Source organism: Streptomyces sp. NPDC042102 (assembly GCF_055582305.1).
In genome coordinates this window covers 23,961-36,427 of sequence record NZ_JBVJDL010000019.1, presented here as the reverse complement: position 1 = coordinate 36,427, position 12,467 = coordinate 23,961, and the positions used below count along the sequence as shown (strand labels likewise).

The window sequence follows — 12,467 nt, the reverse complement described above, 5'->3', positions numbered from 1 at the left end:
CCATGGCCGACCGGAGACAGGTTCGCTGAGCGGAGCCGCGCGGGAGGGCCGCACCAACGCCTGGAAGCTGTGGCAGGAGATCAAGAAAGAGGCCTACCCGGACGGCAACCGCAACGGCAACAGTCGCGCCTACGTCAGCCGGAACCTACGCGGCAAACTCCAGCCGGTCAGCCCCCGGCCGCCAACCGCCCGCGCCCTCACCCGCTGGATCCTCACCCACCCCGAGGCCCTGGCCGAGAGCGACCGGCTCCAGCTCAAGGCCGTACGGTCGCACTGCCCCGAACTGGAGGCACTCGCCGACCGGCTTCGAATTCTTCCGCAAGCGCGTGCTGCTCTACTCCTGAGCTTGCCGCTCAACCGTCGGCGGTTCGCCATCGGCGGCGAGGGTGACTTGGGCGGTCCACGCCCAAGGCTCCTGGGGCGGATCCCAGCTCACCTCGACGTCGGTGTTGTGGAAGTCGCGCGCGAGTTCCGCCACCATCACCGCCGCCGCGGCCCGCGCGTCTTGTGGGTCGGTGTTGATCGGCACGTCCAGACGCCCGCAGAGCATGCCGCCTTTCCATGGTCAGGACGCTGGTGCGCCAGCCTTCCGGCGTCGCCAACAGGACGATCCCTTTCGGCATGCCCCAGGCGGGCCGCTTCTCCTTCTTGCGTCTCACCATGTAGCTATCCAACATCGTCGGGCTCAAGGTGATGAGTGTGGGTGGAGGATCAACCGCCGTGACGCGGTTCGGTGCCTGTCTTGTACGGCAAGCTGCGACGTTCAGGATGCATCGTCAATGAGCCCGAAGCCCTCCGGGAACTCTTCCAGGAACTCCCGGCGAGCCGGGTGGGTCTCGGCGGCTGCCATCTCCCCGAGCAGGGCGATCATCTCCTGCTGTCAGGAAGGTCAGCCGACCCTCCCTCGGCCTCCTCAACGCCAACTACGGCAGAGTCCACGCCGCAGCCCTCCGCGGCGACCACCATTCGGCCCTCGACACCCAGGGACGGCGGGTGGGCGATGCGGCGGGCTCGTACGAGCAGACCTTCGGCTACGCCGTCCCCCAGAACGGGCGTGTAGCGTGCACATGGCAACGTCGCAGAGGACTCCATGGCCCACACCACTGCCCGCCGCCCCTACGACATCGAGCGGCTGTTCCCCGCCCTCGCAGCGCACCGGCGCACCGCGACCCGGCTCCACCCCCGCCCCGGGAACCCCAGCGCGCGGGACGGCTCGATCGGCGGCCCCATGCTCTGGCCCGCCGATGAGCCCTGGCCGGTCTGTACGGCCGTACACCCCAAGGGCACCGGCTACCGGCTTGCCGACGTACGCCGGGCCCGGCAGGTCCATACGGCCTCCGCGGGACGGCGGAAGACCGACGCGGAACTGGAGATCCTGGCCACCCTCAAGCCTGGCAGCCACGCCCCCGAGATCCGTGACGCGGATCCCGTGCCGATGCTCGCGGTCGCACAGCTGTGGTCTCCTGACGTCTCCGACCTCCGCGGGCCGGCCGGTCACGACCTTCTGCAGATCTTCTGGTGCCCCTTCGAAGCCCATGGGACGGAATCCGAGCCGAGCGTCGACGTCGTCCTGAAATGGCGGCGCAGCACCGATATCCAGGAAGTCCTGGCCGAACAGCCGGAGCCGACCGTCGTCGGCCGGCCGGAGTGCGTCCCGAGCCCGTGCGTCCTCGACCCCGAACAGGTTCTGGAACACGAATACATCGGTCTGCTCCCCGAAGACCTCCAGCGAGCCATCGCCGCTTGGGAAGAAACCCTCTACGACGAGGGCGACGAGGGCGACGAAGACGCAGCAGACTTCCCGCCGGACTATGCAAGCGCTCACTCGCTGGCCCCCGGCTGGAAGGTCGGCGGATACGCCACGTGGAGCGTCACCGATCCCAAGCCCGTCAACTGCCCCGCATGCGCAAGGCCCATGCCGCCCCTGCTCACCGCGCACTACGTCGAATGGGACAGCGCCTCGATCAGCTGGGCCCCGTTGGAAGACCGCCACCCCGACGAGACCCCAACCGCCATCACGCCGACCGATGTCTGCTTCGCCAGCGGATACCTCCGCATCCACACGTGCCCGGCAGAACCCACCCACCCCCACGTCCTCAGCTTCCAGTAGCCACCTCGACCAGATCCCTCGTGCTGCTGCCCGGCGCCCGGGACAACCGACACCCGGTGCCGGAGCAGGCTCGCGCCACATCGCACGGGCAGCCCCGTTTCGACGGCGATGCCTCAGCAGCCCGCGGGCCCGCAGGCCGATCACGCCGATCCGACCCGACCGGGTGCCCCTCACGCTCATCCCGGCGCGCGAGGCCTGGCCGGCCAGAGAGCTTCCGCCAAGTTGAAATAGCAGGTGAAAGGCTGGTGTGGCCGGTACTCGGGGTGCTCGTACCGGTCGTGGGCGGCAGTCCGCAGAGGAGACCGTTCGTCAGGAGCCGCTCTCGTTGGAGGAGGCACCGGCCGCGGGGCAAAGCACTTCGCCCTTGGGTGCCTGTGCGGTTACGGTGGCGCGATGGTGCACGTGCGGGAGATGGATGCGGCCGACATCGAGGCCGTTTCGGCAATCCGGGTCCGGGGATGGCAGGCGGCGTACGCCGGCATCGTTCCGCAGACGTATTTGGATGCCATGTCGGTGGAAGGCGACGCCGCACAACGGCGGCAGTGGTTTTCTCAACCCGGACGAGAGTCACGAGATCTTGTGGCGCTCGGTGACCGTGGCCCGGTGGGGTGGATCTGCTGTGGGCCGTGTCGCAGTGAGGTACCCGGTCTGGGACGGGTCGGTGAGGTCTACGCCCTGTACATCTCGCCGGATCTGATCGGGCAGGGCATCGGCCGGATCCTCCTGGACGAGGCTCATGCTCAGATGAAAGACCAGGGCTTCGGGGCATCAGCCTTGTGGGTTCTGCGTGACAACCTCCGAGCCCAGCGCTTCTACGAACGGGCCGGCTATCAGGCTGATGGTGCGACTCAGGACGACGTCTACGACGGGATCACGCTCACGGAGCTCCGCTACCAGCGCATGCTGTGAGTTGAGCGTCGCCGGGCGCATCCGTGTGGCTCCATGTTCCTGCCGGAGGCGTGGGGGTACGGGTACGCCTCCGAGGCCTGCGCCGCGGCGCTCGACTGGTTCACTACTGGTTTCACTGTCGCGTTGAGCGCGTCCCGGGTGTGTAGCAGCACAGGGTGGCGGTGGAGAAGTGGTGCTGGGAGCGGCCGCGGACCCGGGTGACCGGTGTGCTGCCGTGTTCGCCTCAGGTGCGTGAGGTCGGCGGCGTCATCGAGAATCCGGCTTCGTCTTCGAAAGGCGTCCAGGCTCCGAGCGTCGACGCGGCGCTCGACGGCGTCATCGGGTACGGAGGCGTCGCCGAATGCCGGGATCAGGAGCAGCAGTCGGGAGCGGGGATCGGTGGTGCTGCGCTCGGCCCAGGGCCCATGCAGTGCCCATCGTCTTGCGCGGTGAGCAGCGCGGTCTGCCGGCCGATGCCGACCGCGCCGCCCCCGCCCTCGACGAGAGCACGCGCTGAGCCGTCACTGCACGTGGTCATCGAGGGCTTCCTTCGCGGAGGGGTCGGGGCGGTCCGCGTCCAGGATGCGGAACGGGCATGTGCTGCGTTCCGCGGTGTGCGCGTCGGGGCAGGCTCGGTCTCAGCCGGCAGCAGCGGTCGGGGCCTGGGTCATCCGCCCGATGAGCTGGGTGAGCTGACGCCTGGACATGAGGTGGCGTGCCGCGGCGGCCATCATCCTGTTGCGTCGGCCCGCGATGACACTCGGCGGCGGGTTCTTGCGGTCCAGGGCGCGCAGCGCGGTCGCCACGACCTCCTCCGGAGCCTGCAGGCGCGTGCCGCCGGCGGCGTCCTGGGTGCCGACGACCTCGAAGAACTCCGTCCGGGTCGCTCCCGGTGACAGGGCCAGGACCCGCAGGCCGGTGCCCTGCGACTCCGCCCACAGCGCCTCGGTCAGGCTCAGCACGAACGCCTTGGTCGCACCGTAGACGGCCATCTGGGGATTGCCCTGGTACGCGGCCATGCTGGCGACGTTCACCAGCACGCCCCGGCCGTACGCCTGAAGTTCATTGATGAAGGCACGGCTGATGTCGACGACGGCCGACACGTCCAGGGCGATCTCCTGCCGCATCCGGACCGGATCCTCCTGGCGGAAGGGCCCGAAGGTGCCGAACCCCGCGTTATTGATCAAGCTGGTCACGGCAAGGCCCCGGCCGTGCACTTCAGCCGCCAGCTTCTCCCCGGCCCGCTCATCGCTCAGGTCCTGGACGACGGTGTGGGCCCTCACGCCGTGCCGGGACGACAATTCGCCGGCCAGCGCCTCGAGCCGGTCACGGCGTCGCGCCACCAGTACGAGGTCGGAACCCCGGTGCGCCAGCTGCCGTGCGAACTCCCTGCCCAGCCCGGAACTGGCTCCCGTGACGAGGGTGAGCTGCCCTCGGTATTCGACCGCGCCCATGACGGAACCTCGCTTCGTTGCGTTTCAGCGTGTCGTCAATGCAGCCTACGCCAGCCTGGCAGCGACTGCCAAGCGGTGTGTGAATGCCAAGCTGACAGTCGGGTACTGTGGAGGTATGAGGCAGGACGCAAAGCAGCAGCGCTCGGGAGCGGCCGCTCCGTCGGTATGGGAGCGGTCACGGCAGTTGGCCAGCCAGGAGATCATCGACACGGCCCTCCGCCTTTTCGTCGCCCAGGGGTTCGAGGAGACGACGATCGCCCAGATCGCGCGCGAGGCGGGCGTCTCCCAGCGAACCCTGTTCCGCTACTTCGGCACCAAGGAAGACCTCGCGCTCGGCGACCAGGCCGAGTACGGCAGGATCCTGCAGGCCGCACTCGAGGACCGCCCGGCCCACGAGCCCCCGTGGACGGCACTCCGGGCAGCCCTCGAAACGCTCGCCGAGGCTCTCCCGTACTCCCCGGAGGACATCCTCAAGATCACCAACATCGTCGACGCGTCGCCCGCGCTCCGAGCCCGCCAGATGGAAAGGCGACAGCAGTGGACGGACCTGCTCGCGCCCAACATCGCCACCCGGCTCGACGCCTCCACAGACCCGATCACCCAGGTCCGCGCCCGTGCGCTCGCCGCCTGCGCCCTGACCTGCTCCGACATCGCCACCGAAACGTGGGCTCGCAGCAACGGCGCCATCGGCATGGAGCGGGCCTTCGACGAAGCGGTGGCCGCGGTACGCGGATAGCTCCGCACCCGCGGCCGGGAAACGACTGTGCCCCTTCCCGCCAGCGAGGACTCACCGAGCAGGCCGCCACCGCCGCGGTCGACCAGGCATGCCGGATGCTGCGGCTGCCGACCATCCGGTCCCAGTTCCCAGAGCTTGCCGAGACCGCCGGCCGCGAGCAGATGTCCTACCTCGGCTTCCTCTCCGAGCTCTTGCTGGCCGAGTGCGACGACCGGGCCCGCCGCCGCTCCGAGCGACGGATCAAGGCCGCCGGGTTCCCCCGCGACAAGTCACTTCGCAAGTTCGACTTCGACGCCAACCCGAACATCGACGCGGCCTTGATCCACACCCTCGCCAAATGCGAATGGATCAAGAAGAGCCTGCCTCTCTGCCTCATCGGCGACTCCGGCACCGGCAAGTCCCACCCTGCTGATCGCACTCGGCACCGAAGCAGCGATGGCCGGCTACCGGGTGAAATACGTGCTGGCCACGAAGCTGGTCAACGAGCTCGTCGAAGCCGCCGACGAGAAGCAGCTGACCAAGACCATCGCCCGCTACGGCCGCGTCGATCTTTTGTGCATTGATGAGCTCGGCTACATGGAGCTCGACCGGCGCGGTGCCGAACTCCTCTTCCAGGTTCTGACGGAGCGGGAGGAAAAGAACAGCGTGGCCATCGCCTCGAACGAGTCGTTCTCCGGCTGGACAAAGACCTTCACCGACCCCCGCCTCTGCGCCGCCATCGTCGACCGCCTCACGTTCGGCGGCAATATCATCGAAACCGGCACCGACTCCTACCGGCTCGCCACCACCCGCGCCCGCGCCGAACAACAAGCCATCGCCTGACCAACACTGCCGCCGGACTCGTCGACGGTTGTGGGCTACCAGCCGACCTCTACGGTCGCTCTGCCGGGACGGGCCCAAGCGCGGGCCAGCGAGCGAGCATTCGTTGGCGCATGGCGGTGGTGAGGCTGCCTATGCCGCTGAGAGAGGTGTGGTCGGCTGTCATCTGGCCAACGACTCCGAGCCGATAGACGAGCCGCTGCCTGGCGGTCGCGGTGCCCCACGTCCAGTCCCGGTGGGGAATCCGGTCCAGGTGATCAATGCTTTCGCGGCGTGCCCGCTCAACCAGCGCGTCGCCGCGGAGCAGCCAGCCGGCGCACGCGTCAGCGAGCCCGCCTTGGGCTTCGGAGCCGGTCACGGTGCGCCACACCTTGCGGTATGCGCTCTCCGCCTGTTCCAGCAGCGGCTCCGACGCTGAAGTGACACACCAACAGGTCGGAAAGCCGATGCGCAGGTAGGCGAGCTCCGTCAAGCCGTTACCCAGTGACGCTTGCTCGAAGTCGATGAATCTGGTTCCCGTGGCAGTGTGGAGATCATTACCGGGACAGGGATCCCCGTGGAGAAGGGCATGCCCAGATGCCTGGTCGAGCCGGGTTACGAGGTCATTGAGTTCGCCGGACACGCCAGACGTGACAGGAACCCCCAGAGCCCCGGCCAGCCGCAGGAAGGACTCGATATCGGCCTGGTTCGGGCCCTGCCACCGAGGAAGTACCCCAACGTCCTCCGGACGAGCGGTGGCATGCAGCCGTGCCAGCGCGGCAGCATAGTCGACGATCCAGTCGCCGGCTGGGCGTCGGTGATCCAGATACTCCAGCACCAAGACCCGCTCGCCGGGATCGGTGGCCAGCAACGCGGGCACCACAGGGACGTCAGCACGGGCGGCGAGCCGGAGGGCAGCCACCTCGCGGGCATATCGCTCGTCGGCATCAGGACCGTCGACGACCTGCTTCACCACCGCCGTCGCCGCTGGCAACTCGACACGCCATACACGCGAGCGAGGGCTGCTGCCCAGTCTTCGAGAGCGCCTGGGCGATCCCAGCTCAGCTCGTAACTCGTCCCCAAACGGCAGTCGCGACCACATGGGCTCATCCTTCCACGCGGCCGAACGACCGTGCGGTTACTCCGCACGACTGGCCGTTCTGCCCCGGCTCGGAGAGCAGGGATACACACGGGGCTGCCTCCCAGGTGCTGCCAGTTCTCATCAACATTCCTGGACAACTCGATCACACAGTGGTGCCAGCTGCCACCAACAATCGCTCTCCGTTCTCACCTACGAAGCCAGCTGGCGGTGGATCGACCATCCTGCAGACGCCGTCATGGCCGGCCAGCGGGTCGTCGGCGAGATCATCGACGTAGACACCCGGCGTGGACAGGTTCAGCTGTCGCTGAAAGCTCTCCAAGAGGACCCGCTCCTTGCCTTCGCGGACGAGGCAGGCATGGTCACGGTCGGGCAGGTCACCAAGCTGGTTCCGTTCGGAGCCTTCGTCCGCCTCGCCGACGGCGTCGAGGGCCTGGTGCACAACACCGAGTTCCGTGACGAGCCCGTCGAGCACCCCGGCCAGGTCGTGAGCGAGGGCGACGAGATCACCGTACGGCTCGTCGGGATCGACCTCGTGCGCCGCAGCCTCACCTTGTCCGCCAGAAGTCTGCCGGAGGACGGGAAGCGATCTCCAGGTGCCCGCTACCGCACCAGGCCACCGTCACTCGTGAACAGCCCTGATCGCCAGGAAGGCAACGTAGTCACCCCTGCACGACCATGCCGCCCCTGCTCCCCCATCCGCTGTCCCGGGCGCCCGCGCAGGCCCACTGCGGCGCATCTCCAGTCCGTGCCAGCCGCCGCGTGCGCGGCCCGGCTCGCAACAAACTTCTCCCCGAGCGATGAGTCCGCGCCTGCCGAGAGGTCTAAGTGATCGACAGCCGATCTCAGTACCGCTGGAGGATGCATGATCACCCACGCGACCGATGCCGCTGGCGCCCGTTCCCTCGAGGTGCCCGACGCTCGCCTTCACTACGAGGTGCGCGGCCGAGGTCCGCTCGTCGTGCTGGTCGGCGCCCCGATGGATGCCGCTGCCTTCGCCCCGCTGGCCGACCTCCTCGCGGCCGACCACACCGTGCTCACCACCGACCCTCGGGGGATCAACCGCAGTCGGCTCGACGATCCCGAGCAGGAGTCGACTCCGCAGCTGCGCGCCGACGACCTGTCCCGGCTCATCGCCCACGTCGACGCGGGCCCGGCTGTGGTGGTGGGGTCCAGCGGCGGCGCGGTCAGCGCCTTGGCCCTCGCCCAGCTCCACCCCGAGCTCGTCCGCACTGTCATCGCCCACGAGCCCCCGCTGATCGAACTGCTAGAGGATCGTGAGCAGTTGCGGGCGGGCACCGAGGAGACCATCGCCGCCTATCTCGCCGGCGACGTGACAGGGGCGTGGAAGAAGTTCTTCGCCCAGGCCGACATCTTCATCCCTGAGCCCGTGGTGGAGCAGATGTTCGGCGGGGCGCGGGACGCGCAGCAGGTCGCGGACGAACGCCGCTGGTTTGCCCACGAGATGCGGGGCTCCACCTACTGGCGGCCCGACCTCGGCGCCCTGCGCCGGGCGGCCTGCCGCATCGTGGTCGGCATCGGCGAGGACTCCACCGGACAGCTCTGCGACCGCACCGCCCGCGCGCTCGCCCAGGCGCTGGACACGGATCCGGCCGCGTTCCCCGGCGGCCACACCGGCTTCGTCGACGACCACGATGCTTTCGCCGTCCGCCTACGCGCCGTCATGCGCGACAGCTGAACAGCAAGGAGGCACCCCGCCAGGCGGCCTGAGCTGCACAGCTCGGGCCGCCTGGCGCTTGTCCATCGCAAGCGGAGATCCACACGACCCCGTTCGTGCAGTCGTCGATGCGGAGGGCTGGAGTTCAGGCTGGTGAGCTCCGGGGCGCGAAGGCAGGTCTGGACAGGCGTGTTCGGGATGCTGGAGGGCGGCGTAGGAGAGCAGGGAGCGGATCGCGTTCAGGCGGACGTTGCGGCTTCTGCGACCGTCCCCCCGGCGCGGAGCGTCGTGTTGTCGCGCGCCGAGGAGACCAAGATCACGTGCTGGAGGCCGCCGTGAGCGGCCGATCTGGCGCAAGTGCCAATATCGCAACGAACCTTCGCAAGGTGAGCTGGTGGGTGCTTCGGGGAATCCGGAGCGCAGCGACAGCGAAGTGGAGGGGCGCCTTGGCGCGACAGAGGCAAAGACACCGGACGGTGCGGCGGTGGGGCTCCGCCGCGGTCGCGGTGCTGGTGCTCGCCGCCGGCGGTACGGCGGCCGGCGCGGGCACGGCCGTCGCGGCGGCCGGGGACATACGGGAGCTGCTCGCCACCGTGCCGGGCGTGACCGTGGGCGAGCAGCGGGTGCTGGACGGCGGGGACCGACAGTACGCCCTGACCTTCCGGCAGTGGGCGGACCACAGGGACCACTCGCGGGGCACCTTCGAGCAGCGGTTGAATCTGGTCCATCGCTCGCTCGACGCGCCCACGGTGCTGTACTCGACCGGGTACGAGCTCGACGAGAGCGAGGGGGTCAGCGAGCCGACCCGGATCCTCGGCGGCAACGAGCTGAAGATCGAGCACCGGTTCTTCGGACCGTCCACGCCCGCTGCCCCCGACTGGTCCACCCTGACGGTCCGCCAGGCGGCCGACGACTACCACGCCGTCGTCACGGCGCTCCGGCACGTCTACCGGCAGAAGTGGATCGGCACCGGCTGGAGCAAGGGCGGGATGGCATCGGTCTACCACCGCCGGTTCCACCCGCGGGACGTCGACGGCACCCTCGCCTACGTCGCCCCCCACGACGTGGACGATACCGACGACCGCGGCTACGACAGGTTCCTGGCGACCGTCGGCACGCCCCGGTGCCGCGCCGACGTCCAGCGGGTGAGCCGGCAGCTCCTCGGCGGGCGCGACGCCCTGGCCGCCCGGTACGACGCCTGGGCCAAGGAGCAGGGCTACACGTACACCGCCACCTTCGGCACGGCCGACCGTGCCGTGGAGTTCATGGCGATGGAGTCGGTCTTCTCGTACTGGATGCTGTGGGGCGAGGAGGGCTGCGACAAGGTTCCGGTGGCCGGGGCGAGTGCGGACACCCTGTGGGGCTGGCTGCACTTCACCCTCGGCGGGCTGGACGGCTACACCGACCAGCGCATCGGGGCGCACGCGGCCTACTACTACCAGGCGGCCACTCAGATCGGCAGACCGTCCCCGGCGTTCGACTGGCTCGCCGACCTGCGCCGCTACCCGGACGTCTACGACGTACGCAACCAGCTGCCCGAGCCGCTGCGGGGCGCCGCCCCCGACCGCGGGGCCATGCGCGACGTCCAGGACTGGATCGACCGCGACGGCACCCGTCTGCTGTTCGTCTACGGCCAGTGGGACCCCTGGGGTTCCGAGCGGTTCTCCGTGGGCCGGCGCACCCGCGACTCGGCGGTCCTGACGGTCCCGAAGGCCACCCACGGGACCACGGCCCTCTCCGGCCTGCCCGGGCCCGAGCGGGCCCGGGCCGAGGGGATGCTGAAGCGGTGGGCGCGGTCGCGCTAGCGGTCGCGCCGGCGATCGCGATAGCAGAGCGTTCAAATGCCGGTCCATTGTCAGAATTGGCATATGGGCAGCGTCACAATCCTCTTGTCCGGCCTTTTTCGTATTGATCACCCGACCCGGTCGTGGATAAGTTGTTCAACGTCCGGACACACTCAGGAAATACTCCACCGGGGAAGGTCGGTTCGGTATCGCGCGGTCCGTCGGAATACATGCTTCCGGCCGTCCGTGTCACCCGTGGCCGCAGGTGCGCATCGCACCGTATCCACCCCCTGAATCCAACGCTTGAGAAGCGTGAAAGGAGCAGCTATGTCTGCCGTTTCTGTTGCCGACCCGTTCGTTCTGGATGTCAAGGTCACGTCCCAGGGTGAGGCCACCGCCGAGCCGTGGCCGACCAAGACCTGCCTCGGCTGCACCAGCAAGTGCCCCAGCGTGAAGCAGACCTGCACCATGCTCAGCTGCGCCACGCAGTGCCCGCTCGGCTGCTGACGAACCCGTAGGGGAGCGCCGGTCCGGCTCGGGCCGGGCCGGCGCTCCCGGGTGCGGACGTTCAGCCCAAGACGCTCGGAAACGGTTCACGATGCCAGCTCGACAAGGGGTCGACACCCCTCTTTCCGCCGCCATGCTCATCGCTTCCCGGCTCCGCCAGGACGACCTCGTGGAAGAGGCCGTCGCGGAATCAGAACGCACGGCGAAAAATCCATTCGAATGGGGCGGCGCTTCCCTTGCAAAGGGTCGCACCGGAACCGCTCTCCTTTATCTTGCATTGTCCCGGAATTCTGCCGGGAATCAGCAGCAGGAATGGTTCGCGGCGGCTCAGGAAGAATTACGGCAGGCAGTCGCGACCACCCATACCCACCCGCTCACCCTGGCCTCCCCCCTGTTGGGGAGTTCTGGACTGCTGCTTGCGGTGGAGGAATTCAACGCCAGCGATACCCGCTACGGGGGCAGCGCCGCCACCCTGCGCGAGCAGGTCGCCGCCCAGGTCCTGGAACAGTCCTGGCCCGAGCGTGACAACGGCTTCGCCGCCAACGACTACGACGTGATCGCCGGCGCCGCGGGCGTCCTCGCCGCCCTGTGCTCGCTCCCGGGCCCGGCCGGGCCCGCCGTCACCGAGGCCCGCGACCAGCTGGTCCGCTTCCTCGTGCACGCCGCCCGCCCGGCCTCCAACGGCCACTCCCACTGCTTCGTGACGCCCGAGCTGTACCCCTTGGAGGAGTACCGGGCCCAGTACCCCCACGGGTACTACAACACCGGCCTGTCGCACGGGATCCCGGGCGTCGTCTCCGCCCTGGTCGCGGCCCACCGCGCCGGGACCGCCGAGGCCGGGGTCCTCGACACCGTCCGGCGCCTGACCGACGACCTGCTCCGGTGGTCCATGACCGACGCCCACGGCATCGACTGGCCGGCGGGCGTCCCCCTGACCCCCGAGGGCCTGCCGGACACCGGGCATCCGGAGCGGACCCGTACCGCCTGGTGCTACGGCACGCCCGGCGTGGCCGTCTCCCTGTACCAGGCCGCCGGAGTACTCGACGACAGCGGCATGCGCGCCCAGGCCCTGGACGCCTTCGACTCCGCCATGCGGCGGTGCGGCGACGGGGCGCACGTGGAGTCCCCCACCCTCTGCCACGGAAACGCCGGACTGCTCGGCGTCGCCCACTACTTCGCCGGCCGCACCGGCGACCCGCGGGCCGTCCGGGCCACCGGCGAGCTGACGCGGCACGTGCTCGACGCCTGCGACGGCGGGCACCGGCTCGTCGTACGGGACGAGGAGTCCCCCGGCAACCGCGTGGACGACCCCGGTTTCCTCACCGGCGCGGCCGGCGTCGGAGCCGTCCTGCTGGCGGTGGCCGGCGGGGAGCAGCCCCTGTGGTCGAGCAGCCTGATGCTCGGATGGTGACG

12 protein-coding genes and 3 pseudogenes are annotated in these 12,467 nt (G+C 69.2%); 10 read left to right on the top strand and 5 right to left on the bottom strand.

Annotation, left to right across the window (positions count from 1 at the left end; all coding sequences use genetic code 11):
• Positions 1-334 precede the first annotated feature (334 nt).
• Positions 335-550 carry a hypothetical protein gene (locus ACZ6KO_RS33825; protein ID WP_469307804.1) on the bottom strand — a complete coding sequence of 72 codons (216 nt, stop codon included), beginning with the start codon at positions 548-550 and terminating at the stop codon, positions 335-337.
• Positions 551-1,090: 540 nt separating this feature from the next.
• On the opposite strand from ACZ6KO_RS33825, the gene ACZ6KO_RS33820 reads away from it, so the two are divergent.
• From ACZ6KO_RS33820 to ACZ6KO_RS33810, 3 genes and pseudogenes are all read left to right on the top strand, one after another.
• The gene (locus ACZ6KO_RS33820; protein WP_469307803.1) at positions 1,091-2,110 is read left to right on the top strand and encodes a hypothetical protein; all 1,020 of its coding nucleotides are present in this window, start codon (positions 1,091-1,093) and stop codon (positions 2,108-2,110) included.
• A 393-nt stretch (positions 2,111-2,503) separates the two neighbouring features.
• The gene (locus ACZ6KO_RS33815; RefSeq protein WP_469307802.1) at positions 2,504-3,019 is read left to right on the top strand and encodes a GNAT family N-acetyltransferase; all 516 of its coding nucleotides are present in this window, start codon (positions 2,504-2,506) and stop codon (positions 3,017-3,019) included.
• 27 nt (positions 3,020-3,046) lie between these two features.
• Positions 3,047-3,130, top strand: a pseudogene (locus ACZ6KO_RS33810) (GNAT family N-acetyltransferase); the annotation flags it as partial.
• A gap of 13 nt (positions 3,131-3,143) precedes the next feature.
• Here the strand turns inward: ACZ6KO_RS33810 and ACZ6KO_RS33805 are convergent.
• Together ACZ6KO_RS33805 and ACZ6KO_RS33800 are read right to left on the bottom strand one after the other, a co-directional pair.
• Positions 3,144-3,305: pseudogene (locus tag ACZ6KO_RS33805) on the bottom strand (IS630 family transposase); the annotation flags it as partial.
• Positions 3,306-3,636: 331 nt separating this feature from the next.
• The gene (locus ACZ6KO_RS33800) at positions 3,637-4,452 is read right to left on the bottom strand and encodes an SDR family NAD(P)-dependent oxidoreductase (protein ID WP_469307801.1); all 816 of its coding nucleotides are present in this window, start codon (positions 4,450-4,452) and stop codon (positions 3,637-3,639) included.
• Between the two features lie 115 nt (positions 4,453-4,567).
• Between ACZ6KO_RS33800 and ACZ6KO_RS33795 the strand changes: the two genes are divergently transcribed.
• Both ACZ6KO_RS33795 and istB read left to right on the top strand, forming a co-directional pair.
• Positions 4,568-5,188 carry a TetR/AcrR family transcriptional regulator gene (locus ACZ6KO_RS33795; protein ID WP_469307800.1) on the top strand — a complete coding sequence of 207 codons (621 nt, stop codon included), beginning with the start codon at positions 4,568-4,570 and terminating at the stop codon, positions 5,186-5,188.
• A pseudogene (gene istB / locus ACZ6KO_RS33790) lies at positions 5,185-6,010 on the top strand (IS21-like element helper ATPase IstB). Before ACZ6KO_RS33795 ends, istB begins: the two are co-directional and overlap by 4 nt.
• A gap of 49 nt (positions 6,011-6,059) precedes the next feature.
• On the opposite strand, the gene ACZ6KO_RS33785 reads toward istB, so the two are convergent.
• Positions 6,060-7,088: an aminoglycoside phosphotransferase family protein gene (locus ACZ6KO_RS33785; RefSeq protein ID WP_469307799.1), complete on the bottom strand. Its 1,029-nt coding sequence runs from the start codon at positions 7,086-7,088 to the stop codon at positions 6,060-6,062.
• Positions 7,089-7,230: 142 nt separating this feature from the next.
• Entirely contained in the window at positions 7,231-7,560 is a 330-nt protein-coding gene (locus ACZ6KO_RS33780) for a hypothetical protein (RefSeq protein WP_469307825.1), read from the bottom strand.
• Between ACZ6KO_RS33780 and ACZ6KO_RS33775 the strand changes: the two genes are divergently transcribed.
• The 5 genes from ACZ6KO_RS33775 to ACZ6KO_RS33755 all read left to right on the top strand — a co-directional run bounded on the left by ACZ6KO_RS33775 (position 7,444) and on the right by ACZ6KO_RS33755 (position 12,465).
• On the top strand, positions 7,444-7,917 hold the full coding sequence (locus ACZ6KO_RS33775; RefSeq protein ID WP_469307824.1) for a S1 RNA-binding domain-containing protein: 474 nt from the start codon (positions 7,444-7,446) through the stop codon (positions 7,915-7,917). The two genes, ACZ6KO_RS33780 and ACZ6KO_RS33775, sit on opposite strands and share 117 nt — an antisense overlap.
• 33 nt (positions 7,918-7,950) lie before the next feature.
• Positions 7,951-8,784: an alpha/beta fold hydrolase gene (locus ACZ6KO_RS33770; RefSeq protein ID WP_469307798.1), complete on the top strand. Its 834-nt coding sequence runs from the start codon at positions 7,951-7,953 to the stop codon at positions 8,782-8,784.
• A 455-nt stretch (positions 8,785-9,239) separates the two neighbouring features.
• Positions 9,240-10,568 carry a S28 family serine protease gene (locus ACZ6KO_RS33765; RefSeq protein WP_469307797.1) on the top strand — a complete coding sequence of 443 codons (1,329 nt, stop codon included), beginning with the start codon at positions 9,240-9,242 and terminating at the stop codon, positions 10,566-10,568.
• A 306-nt stretch (positions 10,569-10,874) separates the two neighbouring features.
• Complete coding sequence (locus ACZ6KO_RS33760) at positions 10,875-11,054, top strand: hypothetical protein (protein WP_469307796.1); 180 nt, start codon at positions 10,875-10,877, stop codon at positions 11,052-11,054.
• Positions 11,055-11,145: 91 nt separating this feature from the next.
• Positions 11,146-12,465 carry a lanthionine synthetase C family protein gene (locus ACZ6KO_RS33755; protein ID WP_469307795.1) on the top strand — a complete coding sequence of 440 codons (1,320 nt, stop codon included), beginning with the start codon at positions 11,146-11,148 and terminating at the stop codon, positions 12,463-12,465.
• Positions 12,466-12,467 lie beyond the last annotated feature (2 nt).